This window comes from Massilia sp. 9096 (assembly GCF_000745265.1).
Classification (GTDB): domain Bacteria; phylum Pseudomonadota; class Gammaproteobacteria; order Burkholderiales; family Burkholderiaceae_D; genus Telluria.
The window spans coordinates 4602971-4618837 of record NZ_JQNN01000001.1 but is presented as its reverse complement, the minus strand read 5'-3'; the positions used below and the strand labels follow the sequence as shown (position 1 = coordinate 4618837).

Here is a 15867-nt window from a genome sequence, read left to right as displayed (position 1 = left end):
TGCCGTTCGCCGCTTGCCTGACCGGTTTATTGACCGTAGCCCGGTTGCCCCTGCGGCTGGACCGGACGGAACTGTCCGACCGGCGGCTGGGCCGGGTTGGCGGGCTGGGCGACGTCCGGACCGGTGGCGGCGCCCGGACGGGCGGCGGCCGGGGCCGGCGGCGGCATCCTGGCCATCGTGCCGTCCGTCACGGGCGGCTGGCCATTCGTTAATGGGGGTAGTACGGGAGAACCGAGGTTGGGCAGGACCGCACTGCCGCCCCTCGGCTGTTCCGTCACGCCAGCGGCGCGCATGTATTCGTAGCGGTCCGCCGAGATGCTGTCATTCTGTTCCTTGCTGCGCACCACGATCGGACGCAGGAACACCATCAGGTTGCGCTTGGCGCGGGTACGGGTCTTGTACTTGAACAGGTTGCCCACCACCGGAATGGCGCTCAGGCCCGGTACGGCGTCCTGGTTTTCGTTTTCGTCGTCCGAGATCAGGCCGCCCAATACGACGATCTGACCGTTGTCGGCCAGGACCGTGTTTTCGATGGCGCGCACGGTGGTCACGATGCCGGAAGCCGACGACACCGAATTGTCGATGCCCGAATTCTCATGATAGATCGCCATCTTAATGGTGCCGCCTTCCGAGATCTGCGGGCGCACCTTCAGCAGCAGGCCGACGTCCTTGCGGTCCACGGTCTGGAACGGGTTGCTTGCGCCACTCGCGCCGGTCGTGAACGAGCCGGTGATGATCGGAATGTTTTGCCCGACCTTGATCGTCGCCAGTTCATTGTCCAGCGTAATGATGTTCGGCGTCGATAAGATGTTGGCGTGTCCGGTACTTTCAAGGGCGCTCGCGATCGCACCCAGGCCGAGTTCGCCGCCCACCTGCTTGAAGACGCCGATCGACAGGCCGGCCGGGTTGGGGATGCCGGTGCCGCCGCTGGCGGCGCTCGCGGTGGAGCCGCTCAGGCCGGTGGCCGCGGCGACCGCCAAGTTGACGATGTTGCTGCTGGCGCCGCCGGTCGTGAACGACTGCAGGCCGCCGACGCGGTAGCTGCTGTTGGCGTTGCCGGTCAGGCCGACCCACTGCACGCCGAACTGTGCCGCATCGCTCGCGGTGACTTCGACCACCAGCGCCTCGATGTAGACCTGGGCGCGGCGCACGTCGAGCTGGTCGATGACCGAACGCAGGTTGCGGTACACCGCGTCCGGCGCGGTAATGATCAGGCTGTTGGTGGAGGCATCGGCCTGGATGAAGCCGGAACCCTGGCCGCCGCCGGCGCCGTTTGCGGTCGCCTGGCTCTGCTGGCCGAAGGTGTTGCCGGTGCCGCCCATGCCGACGCTGCTTTGCTGGCCCTGCTGACCGCCGAGGTTGCCGCCGGTGCCGCCGGCGCCGTTGTTGGTCGACTGGATCGAGCCGCCCGAGGTGCCCTGCTGCTGCACCGGCACCGCCGACGAATCCTGCGACACCACCGCGCGCAGCGTTTGCGCCACGCGGCTGGCGTCGGCGTTCTTCAGGTAGACCACGTGGATGTTGCCGAGTTCCGTGGTCGGCTGGTCGAGCTTGGCGATCAGGCTCTTGGCCATGTTCGCGCGCGCGGCCGAGGGCGCACGGATCACGACGGTGTTGGTGCGCGAGTCGGCCAGCACGGTGACGCGGCCGGCATCGCCGCCCGGGCTCGGTTCCATCAGGCGCGTGACCAGGTTGGCGACGTCGGCGGCGATGCCATTGCGGATCTGCACCACGTCGAGGTCGCTGGTGGCCGGCGAATCGAGCGCGGCGATGATGCGCGACAGGCGCCGCAGGTTGTCGGCATAGTCGGTGATTACCAGGCTGTTGTTGCCCGGGTCGGCCATGATCGAGTTGTTGGGCGAGATCAGGGGACGCAGCACCGCGGTCAGGTTGGCCGCCGATTCGTGCTGCAGGCGATAGATCTGGGTCGCGACCTGGTCGCCGCGCGCCTTGGCGCCGCTGACGCCGACCTGGGTCGGCGAGGATTGCAGCTTGGCTTCGGCTTCCGGCACCACCTTGGCGAAACCGTCGCCGGTGACCACCGCGTAGCCCTGCAGGCGCAGCTGCGAGGTCAGCAGTTCGAAGGCCTGGGCCTTGCTCAACGGGCGTTCCGAGACCAGGCTCAGCGTTCCCTTGACGCGCGGGTCGATGACGAAGGTCATGCCGGTATAGTGGCCGACCGCCTTGATCACCGATTCCATGTCGGCGTTGACGAAGTTCAGTGCGGCGCCGCCGTTCTGGGCCTGGGCTTGGGCGAAGGCGGGGATCGGCGGGACGGCCGCGGCGATGGCGCAGCACAGCATGGCGCCGGCCGCGATTCGGCGCAGCGCCGGGATTTGCAGGTTGCTACCTTGGTTTTTTTTCATCATCTGAACTCTAACGCGATTATGTTCTTGCCGTTCACCATGTGCCGCTGGCCCAGCAGGTTGAGCAGGTTGCCCAGCGTCTCTTCATATCCCTCACCCGCCGACGCCTGCCCCGAAAAATGCAGCCGTCCGTTTTCCAGCCCGCCCGTTCCCGACAGCAGCAGCGCGCCGTGCACGGTGCGCAGGTCGACGTCGGCGCGCTGGCCGCGCCAGTCCATCGCCATCTCGTAGCTGCCCAGCGGTTTGATGGGGCTCATGCGCGATCCCATGTCGGTCAGCGCCAGCACCGTACGGCCGTTGACCGCCACCGCGTTGCCCTGGCGCGCGATGTCCAGCAAATTCCACGACAGCTTGATCGTGCCCGTCAGCGCCAGCGTGTTCAGCGGTGCGCCCAGGCCGGACAAGCCTTCGGCCGGCAACAGCAGCTGGCCGGCGCTGACCTGCCACGCCGACAGCCCACCGGTGATGCGCACCGGCTGCGCCAGCGCCTGGTCGTTGGCCAGGTCCATGTTCACCTGGCCCAGCAGCAGCAGCGGCGACAGGCGCCAGTTGAAGCGGCCCGGCAGCAGCGGCGTGACGGCCCCGCCCTCGCCCGCGGCGCCGCCCACAAAGGCTGAGCCGCGCCACAGCGTACCTTGCGCATCCCCGAGAGTCAAACGGCCACCGGTCTGATGTTCGACCAGCGGGCCCAGCCAGGCCGCCGGCAGGAACGCCAGGATCGTGAGCACCACCGCCAACGCGGTCAGGCCGGCCCAGAGCAGCAGTCGCTTCATCGGGCGCCGTCGTTGTTCTGGTGCAGCGTCAGGGTCGCGTCGACCTGGCCGGCTGTCGGCAGCGCGGTCACGACCGCGTCCTGCACCAGTACGCGGTTGCCGCGGCGCTGTTCGTCGAGCCAGGCGGTCAAGGTGGCGAACGACGCATTATTCAGCTGCAGCTTGATGTAGTCGTTGGCCACCGACAGCGATTGCGGAGTCAGGCCGCGTCCGGTGAGACTGGCCGACACGGCGTCGTGCGTCAGCGGCACGACCTGCACCGGCGGCGTATGCGCGAGATTGTTGGCTTCCTGCGCCATGGCCTGCAGCTCGGCCGCCTGCAGGCGCAGCTGCGGCACGCTGCGCGCCAGCTGGGCGCGGCCGGTGACGGCCGGATCGATCAGCAGCAGGTAGAGTACGGCCAGCAACACGACGGCGCCGCCGACCGCCAGGAAGCGGCGTTCCTGCTCGGTACGCGCGATCCAGAGCGCATTGGCGCGCGCGCGGTACTGGGCGATGGTGGTGGCGAAACTCATTGCTTGGCTCCTGTACTGCGGATCACCCAGTTGCCCGGGGCGGTTTCCTGCAGGCTCAGCCTGCGTTCCGCCAGCGCGCCGCGCAATTGTGCGGCCATGCCGGGGTCGACAGTCTCCGGTTTGACTTTGACGGCCAAGGCGCGTTCCCGATACTCAATTGATGCAATTCCGGGTTGACGTCCGAGACGGCGTGCCGCTTCGCCGAAGGCCGCTGCGAGATAGGTAAATTCGTCGGGCGAGACTTCGCCGGTGTTGGCGCGCGCGCCGGCAATGCTCTGACGCATCTGCGCGACCGGGTCGATCACGGCCTGGCTCGGGTACACCGAGCGGAAAGTCTGGGTCATCGACTGGCGGATGGTGTCGGACTGGTGGCGCAGGCGCAGCCAGTCGACGTTCAGCGCGACCACGTTGAGCACCAACACCAGTCCGGCCAGCGTGATCGGCCAGCGCCAGCGGCGCCAGTCGCGCTGCGGCGCGCCGGCCGCGCCCAGGCCGGATACCAGGTCGACCGCGGTGCTGCGCGAACCGGCGATCCAGTGGCTCCAGTCGTCGTTTTCGACGCTGACGCCGGGGCCGGCTTCGGCCGACAGCGCCTGGTATTCGCCGACCTGGTTGTGCGGCACGTACAGCACCAGCGGCGCATCGCCGCTGAAGGCGCGCGCGGTCTGCAGCACCGCCGCCGGGGCGGCGTCGAGCGCCAGGCCGAAGCCCTGGAACAAGCTCTGGCGCAGGATCAGTTCGCTGCCCGAGACGGCGGCCGAGACGCTGCCCGGCTGCAGCGGCATGCACAGCTGGGCCGGCACGGCGCTGACGCTGCGCGCGCCCTGCGCCAGCAGGCTGCGCACGATGTCTTCCAACCAGGCGCGGTCGGCCACGGCGACCGGACGGGTCTCGTCCGGCTGCTGGGGCGCGGCCACCAGCACGCAGTCGTCCGGGTCGCCGAGGATGTGTTCTTCCACCAGGCCGGGCAAGGCGGCTTTCAGGCGCGCGCCGGTCAATGGCGGGGCCTGCACCGACAGCAGCGTCACGTCGGCGCCGGCCAGCAGCAGCACGACGCGCCGGCTGGCCCCGACCAGGTCGCCGAGGTTGCGCAGCGGGCCTTCGCCCTGCTGCTCGATGGCGCCGCCGTCGCCGACCTGGGCGAAGCGGCACAACGCATGCTCGCCTTCCGCGCGCGCGGGATGCCGAATATAAAGAGTAGTCAAACTGTCTCGCTTTCTCGATCTTCTCGTTCTAGTACTGACGCACCCATGCCACCGACGGCCCCCCACTGGCCATCAGGTTCAGCGGACGGTGGACCAGCGCCTCGGCATCCAGCGCCGCGCGGTCGAGCCGGATGCGGCTGTCGACCAGGAACCATTCGCTCTTCACGGCCGCCGAGTTCGGCGCCATTCCCGCAGTCTGCGACCCCACTTCGGTGTCGAAATTGGCCTTGTCGGCCCACGGCGCCTGCTTGCGGCGCACGATCATCGTGTTGGCCGCCGACATCGACACGTTCGCCACCGCCGCCAGCACCTCGGGTGGCGCGGTGTTGACGTTGACCGGAGTCACCTCCGGCAACACGATCACGAACGGCCGCAGGCGCTCCACCATCGCCGGCGTGAAGCCCGGCACCGCCAGCAGGTCGTCCACCTGCAGCAGGCGCATCGGCACGCCGGTCACGCCGACGGGCTGCACGGCGTTGCTGCTGGTGCTGCCCGAAGCGCCCGTGCCGCCGTTGCCACCGTTTGCCGTACTGCCTGCCGTACTGCCTGCCGTGCCACCTGTCGTGCCGCCGCCATTGTTGGTGACGCTGTCCGGCAATGCCTGCGCCGGCAAGCTGAACGCCACTACGCTGGCCACGCGCTGCGCGAGCGACGGGTCGAGCTGCAGGTTGCTCAGCAAGCGTTTGAACACGTCGAGCTGGTCACCGTCGATGATCTTGGCGTCTTGCGCGAGATTGCGCAAATTGTAACGCGAGCATGCGTCAGTAATGTTACCGGACAGGGTCGCATCGAAATTTTCTCCTTCGACGCGTTCGCGCTCGATGTACTGGTCGAGACGGGTTTCTGCCAGCGGCGTCGCCCACACCTGGTCGAGCGAGGTGTAGCGCGGATGGTCCATCGCATCCTGGAACAGGACCAGGGTGGCCCAGTCGACCGCGCCGCGCAGGATCCAGCGCGTCTGCAGGTGCAGCCTCTGGTTTTCCATCGAGCGCACTTCGACCTGCTGTTGCCAGAACAGGCTGGCGACGATCGAGATCGCCAGCGTGGTCAGCAGCAGCGCAGTCACGACGGCCACGCCGCGCTGGCGCTGCGGCCGCGGCCGGGTCGGTGGCATCGTCATGTGCCTCCCAGCAGGAATGATTTGGTCAGCGCCACTTGCAGGCCGCCCGCCTGCAGCGCCACCTGCAAGCCGCTCGGATCGGCGGCGGCCGCGGCGGCCGCGGCGATGGCGGTCGGATTGCCGCTCTTTGCCGCGGCGGCAGCCGCAGCGGCGGCCGCGACCGCGGCAGCGGTGTTGCCTGCCGGCGCGCCGCCGTTATTCGTATTGGTGGTGTCGTCGGTGCCGGTGCCGGCCTGGCGCCAGGCATTGTTCTGCCACGTCGAGATCTGCATGCCGGTCACGCCGGTCTGCAGCACCACGGCGCCGCTGGTGTCGGTGTCGCTGACTTCGGACTGCCACAGCGCATCGAGCTGGGCCATGTCGCGCGTGCCGGCCGACTCGCGCCGCACCAGCGTGTTGTTGACGATGCGATAGGCGACCACCTGCAGGCGCGACGGCTGGTTGTCGGCGAAGACTTCGCGCACCAGCGTGAAGCGTCCCGGGCCGGCCAGCAGATACGGGCGCTGGTCGACCACGTCGCGCAGGGCGATGTGTTCGCAGTCGCTCTGCATCTGGGCAAACGCGAGCTGCATGCCGCGCGTGGTTTCCATCTGCTGGGTCAGCGCCGCGCGCGCACGCACGATGCCGTCCAGGCCACGCCAGCCGAGCACCGCGACGATCGCCAGGATGCTGATCGCGACCAGCAGCTCGACCAGGGTGAAGCCGCGCCGGCGCGCGTGCGCGTGGGAGGGCCGCATCGTCATCGCTGCCTCAGCACGAGTTGGACCAGCTTGACGATCTGGCGATTCGGCCGCTCGATGTCGAACACAGAGACCTCGACCCGGCGCAGGCGCGGATTCGGGCTGGCGATCACCTCTTCCTGGCAGACCAGGTGCAGGTCGCCTTGCGGGCAATCGAAGCTGTGCTTGCCGATGTCGGGGAATTCCTTGCCCAGGCGGATCTGCACCAGGCGATTTTCGGCCGACCAGGTGGCCATCATGTTGGTGCGCAGCCCGGCGCTGTTGGCGGTCAGGCTGCCGACCGCGCGCAGGCCGGCGCCCAGCGCGGTGCCGACGATGACCAGGGCCACCAGCACTTCGAGCAGGGTAAAGCCGCGCTGTCTCATGTCATTCAACCGTGAAATGCCCGACCCCGTCGGCCTGGATCGCCACCTGGCTGCCGCCGCTGGCCAGGGTCAAGGTAAACGGCTTGTCGACCGGCTCGCGGCCGAAGGTGATGCGCAGCGGATCGATCGTGCCGGCGTTGGCGGGATTGAGCAGCAGGGTCAGCGGTGCATTCTTGAAGGCGCGCTCGCGCAGCACGTCGTCGTTGGTGATCAGCTCCCAGCGCGTTTCGTTGCGTACCAGGAAGTGGTAGCGCTCCTGGGTCGCTTCGAAGGTAATCGGGCGGTTGCGCACGATCGCTTCGTCGCGCGCCAGCTGCAGCAGCAGCGACAGGCGCCGGGCCTCGGCCTGCAGGTCCTGGCGCGGGCTGGGCATGACGTTGACCGACACCATCCCCAGCGTGATGCCGATGATGACCATCACGACCATGATCTCCACCAGGGTGAAGCCGCGTTCGGCCGGCGCGCCCGGACGGCGCATCGGCCGGCGCGGCGCACCGCGCACGTGATCGGTCATCGGGATGAAGGCTCCGTGATTACTTGTTTTCGTCCCAGGAGCCGATGTCGGCATCTTCGCCGCTGCCGCCCGGCTGGCCGTCGGCGCCCAGCGAGAGCACGTCGAATTCGGCGCCGTGCAGGCTCGGGTTCAGGTATTGGTAAGGATTGCCCCACGGGTCCTTCGGCAGCTTGGGCAGGTAGCCGCCCTCTTTCCAGCCGTTGGCGGCCGGGCCGGCGGTCGGCTTCTGGACCAGCGCCTGCAGGCCCTGCTCGGTGGTCGGATAGCGCTGGTTGTCGAGCTTGTACAGCTGGAGCGCCTGCTGGATCGCCGCGATGTCGGTGCGGGCGGCGGTCACGCGCGCCTCGCCGGTACGGCCGAGCAGCTTGGGCACGACCAGCGCGCCGAGGATGCCGATGATGACCACGACGACCATGATCTCGACCAGCGTGAAACCACGCTGACGGCGCTGCTGGGCCAAACGATGCGAAATATTCTGCATAACGGAGTAATGGTGATTGGGCGAAAGAATTTAGAACAACCTAGTATAAGGCCGGATGAGCGAAAAACGTCAAAAGGAATTTTTGAATTGTAAGACAGCCAACCGCCCCAGGCACTGCCGCCAACGCAGCATGCATGGCCCGGAAAAGGGCCATTCTAGACCAGTGCGTCCCGCACCGCACCTCTTGTCGATCTATCCAAATTGACGCAGATCAAGTACGCGCGGCGCATACCGGGCAGGCGGGATTGCGTGCGATGCCGATGTCGGTCCATTCCATTGCGCGTCCGTCCAGCATCAGCAGGCGTCCGGCGATCGGGCGCCCGGCGCCGCTGAGCAGCTTGAGCGCCTCGGTGGCCTGCATGGCGCCGACCACGCCGACCAGCGGCGCGAACACACCCATGGTGCTGCAGGCAACTTCCTCGAACTCGCTGTCCTCGGGGAACAGGCAGGCATAGCAGGGCGATGCGGGATCGCGCACGTCGAACACCGACAACTGGCCATCGAAGCGGATCACGGCGCCGGACACCAGCGGCACGCGCGCGTGCACGCAGGCGCGGTTGACCGCATGGCGGGTCGCGAAATTGTCGCTGCAGTCGAGTACGACATCCGCTGCGCCGACAAGTTCCGCCAAGCGTGCGGCGTCGACGCGTTCGCGCAGCGCGGCGACCTCGATTTCCGGATTGATCTGCAGCAGCGCCTCGCGCCCGGATTCGACCTTGGTCATGCCGACCCGCACCGTGGTGTGCATGACCTGGCGCTGCAGGTTGGTCAGGTCGACCACGTCGTCGTCGACCAGGGTGATGCGGCCGACGCCGCTGGCGGCCAGGTACAGCGCGGCCGGCGAGCCCAGGCCCCCGGCGCCGATGATCAGCGCGTGCGCATCGAGCACGCGCGCCTGCCCTTCGATGCCGACTTCGTCGAGCAGGATGTGGCGCGAATAGCGCAGCAGCTGCTGGTCGTTCACAGGATCGCCGGCATCACTTCTTGACGCTGTCCTTGACCTGCTCGGGCGGCTTCTGGTCCGCGCCCGGCAGGTTGGCCGGGGCCGGCTTGTCCGCGTCCGGATCGGGCTTGGCCACGCGCACCGGCAAGCCCTTGAAATGGTTGATCGCCTGGGCCAGCTGGAAGTCGTCCTTGCCGCCGAATTCCGGCGGGCGGGTATTTTTCATCATGGCGACCGCGCGCTGCTCGGCCTCGAGCTCGTCGCGCCTGGCCGAGGTGGCGCCGTTTTTCGCTTCGCCCTCGTTCGACAGGTGATGGTCGAGGTCGGCTTCGCGCACCGTCAGCGCGTTCAAGCCGTCGCCTTCCGGCGTCTCGTCGACCTTGATGTCCGGCACGATGCCGAGCGCCTGGATCGAGCGCCCCTTGGGCGTGTAGTAGCGTGCCGTGGTCAGCTTGACCGCGGTGTCCGGAGTCAGCTGGCGCAGCGTCTGCACCGAGCCCTTGCCGAAGGTCTGGCTGCCCAGCACGACGGCGCGCTTGTAATCCTGCAGCGCGCCGGCGACGATTTCCGAGGCCGAAGCCGAGCCGGTGTTGACCAGCACCACCATCGGCACCGTCTTGAGCGCGGCCGGCAGCTTGGCCAGCGGATCGACGCCCGGTTTCACCGCATAGAATTCGCGCCGGCCATAAAACGTTTCGTTGGAGTCGGCCAATTGCCCCTTGGTCGAGACGATCACGTCGTTTTGCGGCAGGAACGCGGCCGACACGCCGATCGCGCTCGGCAGCAAGCCGCCCGGATCGTTGCGCAGGTCGAGCACCAGGCCCTTGATGTTGGGGTTCTGCGCGTACAAGCCCTTGAGCTTGTCGGCCATTTCATCCAGCGTCTCTTCCTGGAACTGGTTGATGCGGATCCAGACATAGCCCGGTTCGATCATCTTGGCCTTGACGCTGGCCACCTTGATCTCTTCGCGCTCGACCGGCACCACCCAGGGCGCGTCGGCGCCGCGGCGGGCGATGGTCAGCATCACCTTGCTGTGCGGCTCGCCGCGCATGCGCTTGATCGCGTCGTCCAGCGACAGGCCCTTGACCGGCACGTTGTCGATGCGGGTGATCAGGTCGCCGGCGCGGATGCCGGCGCGGAACGCGGGCGTGTCCTCGATCGGCGAGACGATCTTGACGTAGCCGTCTTCCATACTGACTTCGACGCCGATGCCGACGAACTTGCCCTCGACGGTCTCGCGCATTTCCGCGAAGTCCTTTTCGTCGAGATAAACCGAATGCGGGTCGAGCGAGGCCACCATGCCGGCGATCGCTTCCGACAGCAGTTTCTTGTCCTGCACCGGCTCGACATAATCGCTTTTGATCAGGGCATACACATCGGCCAGCTGACGCAGCTCATCGAGCGGCAGCGGCGCATTGGTACCGGCAGCGGCGCTCGGTGTGTCCTTCTGCGCCAGCGCAGAGAACTGCACCGACGCGGCTACACCGGCGAGCATGCCGATGCCGATCAGGCCGATGTTCTTGAGTTTGTTGCCCATGTTGTTCCTGTCAGCTTGCTCGCTAGAATCTTACCCAGCCAGCCGGGTCGAAGGCTTTACCCAGATGCCTGAGCTCAAAGTATAGCCCCGATTCTTCGTTACCGCCGGTATTGCCGGCGTTGGCGATGACCTCGCCGGGCTTGACCGCATCGCCAACTTGTTTGATCAGCGTCTGGTTGTTTCCGTAGATCGACAGGTACTCGCCGCCATGATTGATGATGATCAGGTTACCGTAGCCACGCATCCAGTTTGCGAACACGATGCGGCCGGCGGCGACCGCATGCACGTCGGTGCCTTCGGGCGCTTTGATGAACATGCCGCGCCAGGTCGGGCCATCGCCGCGCTTGGCGCCGAAACGGGCCGCGACCCGGCCGGCGATCGGCGCCGGCAGGCGTCCGCGCAGGCTTTCGAAGGCGCCGCTCGGCAGGTCGGAGGCCAGCGCGGTGTCGGCGCTGCGCGGCGGCGGCGCTTCCGGTTTCTCGGCCACGCGTGGCTCTTCCTGCACCGGCGCCGGTGCGGGCAGCGGTTTCATCGGCTTGCCGGTCCTGGCGGCCTGGCGCGCCAGGCGCTCGCGTTCGGCCTGCTGGGCCTTGGCCAGGGCCAGGGCGCGCGCTTTGGCCTCGGCCGCAGCCTTCGCGCGCGCGGCCGCGAGCTCCTGCTGGCGCTTGCGCTCGCGCGCCGCGGCCAGCTCCTGCTCGTGGATGATGCGCGTCAGGTTGTCGACCAGGCTGCTCATGCGCTGCTCGTCGTGTTCCAGGTTGGTCGCCTGCTTGCGCTGGTCGACCAGCTTGCTCGACAGGCTGGCCAGCAGCGTGGCGCGCTTGGCCTTTTCCTTTTCCAGCGTGGCTTTCTGGTCGCGCTGCTCCTGGGCGATCTCTTCCAGTTCGTCCTTGGCGTTCTCGGTCTGGGCGTGGTTCGCCTCGACCGCGGCCAGGTTGCCGCGCAGGGAAGTAAGCAGCCTGGCCTGGGCCTGCGACACGTAGGCCATCATCTGCAGATCGCGGTTGATGCGGTTCGGATTGTCGCCCGAGAGCAGCAGCTTGATGCGGTCTTCGTTGCCGGCGACATAGTGCTCGCGCAACAGCTTGGCCAGCTGCTGCTTTTGCGTAGCAATGGTTTTACCCAGCCGCTCCTGCTCGGTGGCCAGATCCTGCAGCTTGGCATTGGTCGCCGACTGCTCTTCGGCCAGGTCGCGCAGCGAGCGGTTGGCATTCGAGATCGCTTCTTCGGAATCGGCCAGCTCGTCGGCGGCGTCTTCCTTTTCGCTTTCGGTGCGGGTGATGTCCTTCTTGAGGGCGCTGAGCTTTTGCTGGATGCCGGCGCGGGCCGCCTCGGCAGCCGCCTTCTGCTTGCTGCGCTCGGTCTGGCGCGGCGCCGCCGGGGCGGCAAAGCCGGCCTCGGCCGCGCCGAAAGCGAGCATCAGCGCCAGCACGCCGCACAGCACCTTGCCGGCGCTCTTCACGCCGCCGGCATCGTTACTTCCAGGGAATCGCAAGACTTACTTCGCCTTCCCTTGGTTGGCCACGGCGGCCATGGCGGCCGCGATCGCATCCTGGTCGCCCAGGTAGTAGTGACGGATCGGCTTCAGGTTTTCGTCCAGCTCGTACACCAGCGGGGTGCCGTTCGGGATGTTCAGGCCGACGATGTCGGCGTCGCTGATATTGTCCAGCATCTTGATCAGCGCGCGCAGGCTGTTGCCGTGGGCCGAGATCAAGATCTTCTTGCCGGCGCGGATGGCCGGGGCGATTTCCTCGTCCCAGGCCGGCATCACGCGCGCTACGGTGTCCTTCAAGCATTCGGTCAGCGGAATCTGTTCCTTCGCCAGGCCGGCGTAGCGCGGGTCGTTGAACGAGGTGCGCGGATCGTCCTGTTCCAGCGCGGGCGGCGGGGTGTCGTAGCTGCGGCGCCAGACCAGCACCTGCTCGTCGCCGAACTTGGCGGCGGTTTCACCCTTGTCCAGGCCCTGCAGGGCGCCGTAGTGACGCTCGTTCAGGCGCCAGTCGTTCTTGACCGGCAGCCACATCATGTCCATCTCGTCCATCGCCAGCCACAGGGTGCGGATCGCGCGCTTGAGCACCGAAGTGTAGGCCAGGTCGAAGGTAAAACCGGCTTCGCGCAGCAGACGGCCGGCGGTCTTGGCTTCGCCCACGCCTTTTTCGGTCAGGTCGACGTCGGTCCAGCCGGTGAAACGGTTTTCCAGGTTCCAGGTGGACTCGCCGTGGCGCATGAATACGATTTTGTACATAAGCTCTTCGTGGAAAATAGTGTGTGAGGCTCTCCGCGCAAACCCTGCGGCGGCATTTTGGCGGCACCGGATACCGATCCCGGCTTCTATTTTATAATGCGATGATTCAGTTCAACCAACGGAACCTTCGTGAATTTCATCCTTGACCATCTTCTTACTGTTGCGATCGCCGTGATCTCCGGGGCGGCGCTGCTGATCCCGGCCCTGATGCCGCGCGGCCGCCAGGCCACGCCATTCCAGGCCACCCAGATGATCAACCGCGGCAAGAGCACCGCCGTGGTCGATGTGCGCAGCGCCGACGAGTTTGCCGCCGGCCACCTGCGCGACGCGAAAAACATTCCGCTGGCAGACTTGTCCAATCGCATCGGCGAACTCGACAAGTCGCGAGTGAAGACCGTGATCGTGGTCTGCCAGAGCGGCGCCCGGGCCGACAAGGCGGCGCGCCAGTTGAAGGCGGCAGGCTTCGAAGATATCTATAGCCTCGAGGGCGGCATGACGGCCTGGTCGGCTGCCGGCCTGCCCGTGAGCAAATAACCCGAACTTGAAGGAGTCTGTCATGACAGCCCATGTCGTTCTGTACCACACCGCCAGCTGCCCGTACTGCGTGCGCGCCGAGCGCCTGCTCGAAGCTAAGGGCGTGACCGAAATCGAACGCATCCGCGTCGACCTCGATCCCGAGCAGCGCGCCATCATGATGCAGCGCACCGGCCGCCGCACCGTGCCGCAAATCTACGTGGGCGAGACCCACGTCGGCGGTTTCGACGACCTGTACGCGCTCGACCAGGCCGGCCGCCTGGATCCGCTGCTCAAAGGCGACAACGCCTGATTCTGCGTTGATATTTGCGTGCGCCGGCCACGCCGGCGCAGTATTCATGCAGGTTTGACAAGGCGCTCGCCGCAATGCTATTACAACCGAATTGGTTTTGATACAATGGCCCGCGCCTTGACTCAGACGGCCTCGCCGTCTTCACATAATTAACGAAAGCGTTCCATGGCTGACGAAAACCTGCAACCCGTATTCCAAATCCAGCGTATCTACCTGAAAGATATGTCGCTGGAGCAACCGAACTCCCCGGCAATTTTCCTGGAGCAGGAAGCCCCGACGATCGAAGTGTCGCTGGACGTCGGCGCCGAAAGCGTTGCCGAAGGCATCTACGAATCGACCGTGACCATCACCGTGACCGCCAAGGTCAAGGACAAGGTCGCCTTCCTGGTCGAAGGCAAGCAGGCCGGCATCTTCGAAGCCCGCAACATCCCGGCTGACCAGATGGATCCGCTGCTGGGCATCGGCTGCCCGAACATCATCTATCCTTACCTGCGCGGTAACATCGCCGACCTGATCACCCGTGCCGGTTTCCCGCCGGTCCACCTGGCCGAGATCAACTTCGAGGTGTTCTACCAGCAGCGTCGCCAGGCGCTGGCCCAGCAAGGTGGCGCACCGGCTGTCCAGTAATATCCCAGGGATATCCAGCTGCCTGGTCCCGTCCGAGCGGACCGGACCAGGCAGCTTCTCCCGTACTCCCTCCTTGCCTTTCGGCTGCGCTGCTTTGCAAAGGCCATCCATGCGTTTCGCCCGTCCCTTCGTCGTTTGCCTCCTGTCGCTGGCCTGCTGCGCCGCGCAAGCGTTCGACTTCAAGACGGTCGGCGCCCGCCCCGTGATCCTGTACGACGGCCCATCCGCCAAAGGCGCGAAGCTGTTCATCGCCCCGAGCGGCATGCCGGTCGAGGTGCTGCTCAGCTACGGCGACTGGGTCAAGGTCCGCGACGCCGCCGGCGACATGGCCTGGACCGAAGCCAAAGGCTTGTCCAGCCGCCGCAACGTGATCGTGCGCGCTCCGTCCACGCGCGTGCGCGCGAACCCCGACGAGACCGCACCGACGCTCCTGATCGTCGACCGCAACGTCCTGCTCGAGCTGGTCGATCCGGAAGCCGGCGCCTGGGTGCGCGTGCGCCACCGCGACGGCGTCAGCGGCTATGTCAGGGCATCCGACGTCTGGGGCATCTAGCCCATCCTTCCCATGCACGAAGCTAAACAAGCACAGAACATCACCGTCCTCGGCGCCGGCGCCTGGGGCACCGCCGTCGCGATCGCGCTGGCCGCACGCCACGACGTCCGGCTGTGGGGACGCAATCCGAACCAGATGAAGGCGTCCGCCGACGCCGGCGAAAACCCCGCCTACCTGCCGGGCTTCCCGTTTCCCGCCGGGCTGCAGGTCACGGCCGATTTCGAGCAGGCGCTGGCCCACGTCACCGGCGCCGGCGCCGGCGCAGGCGCGACGCCGCTGCTGATCGCGGCCTGCCCGGTGGCCGGACTGCGTCCGCTGCTGGAGCAGCTCAAGGGCCGGCCGATTCCCAACATCGTCTGGCTGTGCAAGGGGTTTGAATACGATACCGGCCTGCTGCCGCACCAGGTGGTGCGCGCGGTGCTCGGCGACGGCGTCGCCGGCGCAGCCCTGTCCGGACCGTCGTTCGCGCAGGAAGTGGCGCGCGGCCTGCCGTGTGCGCTGACCGTGGCGTCCGAAACGGGCGAACTGCGCGAGCGCGTGGTGTCGCTGGTGCACGGCAACAATATCCGCGTGTATGCCTGCAACGACATGGTCGGCGTCGAAGTCGGCGGCGCCGTCAAAAATATCCTGGCGATCGCCACCGGCGCCGCCGATGGCCTCGGCCTGGGCTTGAACGCGCGCGCCGCGCTGATCACGCGCGGCCTGGCGGAAATCACGCGCCTGGGTCTGGCGCTGGGCGGCCAGGCCGGCACCTTCATGGGGCTGACCGGCATGGGCGACCTGATCCTCACCTGCACCGGCGACCTGTCGCGCAACCGCCGTGTCGGCCTGGCGCTGGCGCAGGGCAAACCGCTGGACACCATCGTCAAGGAACTCGGTCACGTGGCCGAAGGCGTGCCGTGCGCCAAGGCCGTGCGCGATTTGTCGACGCGCCTGGGCGTGGACATGCCGATCACCCATGCGGTGGCCGGCGTGCTGTTCGACGGCGATTCCGCCCCCGACATGGTGGCCCGCCTGCTCGCGCGCGATCCGCGCAACGAGCTGGCCTGACGTTTTT

The 15867-nt window shown here is 67.0% G+C and carries 18 protein-coding genes; 5 read left to right on the top strand and 13 right to left on the bottom strand.

Annotation, left to right across the window (positions count from 1 at the left end; genetic code table 11):
- Positions 1-26: 26 nt before the first annotated feature.
- The 13 genes from gspD to gpmA form a co-directional block, all read right to left on the bottom strand.
- Positions 27-2369, bottom strand: a complete 2343-nt coding sequence (gene gspD / locus FA90_RS20005; protein ID WP_036171924.1) for a type II secretion system secretin GspD — start codon at positions 2367-2369, stop codon at positions 27-29.
- Positions 2366-3139 carry a type II secretion system protein N gene (gene gspN, locus FA90_RS20000; RefSeq protein WP_036171921.1) on the bottom strand — a complete coding sequence of 258 codons (774 nt, stop codon included), beginning with the start codon at positions 3137-3139 and terminating at the stop codon, positions 2366-2368. Before gspN ends, gspD begins: the two co-directional genes overlap by 4 nt.
- Positions 3136-3654, bottom strand: coding sequence for a type II secretion system protein GspM (gene gspM / locus FA90_RS19995; protein ID WP_036171918.1), 519 nt, complete (start codon positions 3652-3654; stop codon positions 3136-3138). The genes gspN and gspM overlap by 4 nt, the downstream gene beginning before the upstream one ends.
- Positions 3651-4859 (bottom strand): type II secretion system protein GspL, encoded by a 1209-nt coding sequence (gene gspL / locus FA90_RS19990; protein ID WP_036171915.1) that lies wholly within the window; start codon positions 4857-4859, stop codon positions 3651-3653. Before gspL ends, gspM begins: the two co-directional genes overlap by 4 nt.
- A gap of 28 nt (positions 4860-4887) precedes the next feature.
- The gene (gene gspK / locus FA90_RS19985; RefSeq protein WP_239700859.1) at positions 4888-5979 is read right to left on the bottom strand and encodes a type II secretion system minor pseudopilin GspK; all 1092 of its coding nucleotides are present in this window, start codon (positions 5977-5979) and stop codon (positions 4888-4890) included.
- On the bottom strand, positions 5976-6722 hold the full coding sequence (locus FA90_RS19980; RefSeq protein WP_036171912.1) for a type II secretion system protein J: 747 nt from the start codon (positions 6720-6722) through the stop codon (positions 5976-5978). Before FA90_RS19980 ends, gspK begins: the two co-directional genes overlap by 4 nt.
- Positions 6719-7084 (bottom strand): type II secretion system minor pseudopilin GspI, encoded by a 366-nt coding sequence (gene gspI / locus FA90_RS19975; RefSeq protein WP_081933958.1) that lies wholly within the window; start codon positions 7082-7084, stop codon positions 6719-6721. The genes FA90_RS19980 and gspI overlap by 4 nt, the downstream gene beginning before the upstream one ends.
- Before the next feature lies 1 nt (position 7085).
- Positions 7086-7598 (bottom strand): GspH/FimT family pseudopilin, encoded by a 513-nt coding sequence (locus FA90_RS19970; RefSeq protein WP_373994617.1) that lies wholly within the window; start codon positions 7596-7598, stop codon positions 7086-7088.
- A gap of 19 nt (positions 7599-7617) precedes the next feature.
- On the bottom strand, positions 7618-8079 hold the full coding sequence (gspG, locus tag FA90_RS19965) for a type II secretion system major pseudopilin GspG (RefSeq protein WP_036171906.1): 462 nt from the start codon (positions 8077-8079) through the stop codon (positions 7618-7620).
- Between the two features lie 211 nt (positions 8080-8290).
- The gene (locus FA90_RS19960; protein WP_036171903.1) at positions 8291-9043 is read right to left on the bottom strand and encodes a molybdopterin-synthase adenylyltransferase MoeB; all 753 of its coding nucleotides are present in this window, start codon (positions 9041-9043) and stop codon (positions 8291-8293) included.
- Positions 9044-9056: 13 nt separating this feature from the next.
- The gene (locus tag FA90_RS19955; RefSeq protein WP_036171899.1) at positions 9057-10559 is read right to left on the bottom strand and encodes a S41 family peptidase; all 1503 of its coding nucleotides are present in this window, start codon (positions 10557-10559) and stop codon (positions 9057-9059) included.
- Between the two features lie 22 nt (positions 10560-10581).
- Entirely contained in the window at positions 10582-11979 is a 1398-nt protein-coding gene (locus tag FA90_RS19950) for a murein hydrolase activator EnvC (protein ID WP_036176471.1), read from the bottom strand.
- Between the two features lie 78 nt (positions 11980-12057).
- Entirely contained in the window at positions 12058-12804 is a 747-nt protein-coding gene (gene gpmA / locus FA90_RS19945) for a 2,3-diphosphoglycerate-dependent phosphoglycerate mutase (RefSeq protein WP_036171896.1), read from the bottom strand.
- Positions 12805-12933: 129 nt separating this feature from the next.
- On the opposite strand from gpmA, the gene FA90_RS19940 reads away from it, so the two are divergent.
- The 5 genes from FA90_RS19940 (at position 12934) to FA90_RS19920 (ending at position 15860) form a co-directional block, all read left to right on the top strand.
- Complete coding sequence (locus FA90_RS19940) at positions 12934-13338, top strand: rhodanese-like domain-containing protein (RefSeq protein WP_036171893.1); 405 nt, start codon at positions 12934-12936, stop codon at positions 13336-13338.
- A 22-nt stretch (positions 13339-13360) separates the two neighbouring features.
- Positions 13361-13630 (top strand): glutaredoxin 3, encoded by a 270-nt coding sequence (gene grxC, locus FA90_RS19935; protein ID WP_036171890.1) that lies wholly within the window; start codon positions 13361-13363, stop codon positions 13628-13630.
- Between the two features lie 165 nt (positions 13631-13795).
- Entirely contained in the window at positions 13796-14257 is a 462-nt protein-coding gene (gene secB / locus FA90_RS19930) for a protein-export chaperone SecB (RefSeq protein WP_036171887.1), read from the top strand.
- Positions 14258-14366: 109 nt separating this feature from the next.
- Positions 14367-14810: an SH3 domain-containing protein gene (locus FA90_RS19925; protein ID WP_036171884.1), complete on the top strand. Its 444-nt coding sequence runs from the start codon at positions 14367-14369 to the stop codon at positions 14808-14810.
- Between the two features lie 12 nt (positions 14811-14822).
- A complete protein-coding gene (locus FA90_RS19920; protein WP_036171881.1) occupies positions 14823-15860 on the top strand; it encodes an NAD(P)H-dependent glycerol-3-phosphate dehydrogenase in 1038 nt (345 codons plus the stop codon).
- The last annotated feature ends 7 nt before the right edge of the window (positions 15861-15867 follow it).

Bases quoted from the DNA above. Each gene is read 5' to 3' on its own strand.
- gspD (WP_036171924.1), bottom strand. From the start codon at position 2,369: ATGATGAAAAAAAACCAAGGTAGCAACCTGCAAATCCCGGCGCTGCGC.
- gspN (WP_036171921.1), bottom strand. From the start codon at position 3,139: ATGAAGCGACTGCTGCTCTGGGCCGGCCTGACCGCGTTGGCGGTGGTG.
- gspM (WP_036171918.1), bottom strand. From the start codon at position 3,654: ATGAGTTTCGCCACCACCATCGCCCAGTACCGCGCGCGCGCCAATGCG.
- gspK (WP_239700859.1), bottom strand. From the start codon at position 5,979: ATGACGATGCCACCGACCCGGCCGCGGCCGCAGCGCCAGCGCGGCGTG.
- FA90_RS19980 (WP_036171912.1), bottom strand. From the start codon at position 6,722: ATGACGATGCGGCCCTCCCACGCGCACGCGCGCCGGCGCGGCTTCACC.
- gspI (WP_081933958.1), bottom strand. From the start codon at position 7,084: ATGAGACAGCGCGGCTTTACCCTGCTCGAAGTGCTGGTGGCCCTGGTC.
- FA90_RS19970 (WP_373994617.1), bottom strand. From the start codon at position 7,598: ATGACCGATCACGTGCGCGGTGCGCCGCGCCGGCCGATGCGCCGTCCG.
- gspG (WP_036171906.1), bottom strand. From the start codon at position 8,079: ATGCAGAATATTTCGCATCGTTTGGCCCAGCAGCGCCGTCAGCGTGGT.
- FA90_RS19955 (WP_036171899.1), bottom strand. From the start codon at position 10,559: ATGGGCAACAAACTCAAGAACATCGGCCTGATCGGCATCGGCATGCTC.
- FA90_RS19950 (WP_036176471.1), bottom strand. From the start codon at position 11,979: ATGCTCGCTTTCGGCGCGGCCGAGGCCGGCTTTGCCGCCCCGGCGGCG.
- gpmA (WP_036171896.1), bottom strand. From the start codon at position 12,804: ATGTACAAAATCGTATTCATGCGCCACGGCGAGTCCACCTGGAACCTG.
- grxC (WP_036171890.1), top strand. From the start codon at position 13,361: ATGACAGCCCATGTCGTTCTGTACCACACCGCCAGCTGCCCGTACTGC.
- secB (WP_036171887.1), top strand. From the start codon at position 13,796: ATGGCTGACGAAAACCTGCAACCCGTATTCCAAATCCAGCGTATCTAC.
- FA90_RS19925 (WP_036171884.1), top strand. From the start codon at position 14,367: ATGCGTTTCGCCCGTCCCTTCGTCGTTTGCCTCCTGTCGCTGGCCTGC.
- FA90_RS19920 (WP_036171881.1), top strand. From the start codon at position 14,823: ATGCACGAAGCTAAACAAGCACAGAACATCACCGTCCTCGGCGCCGGC.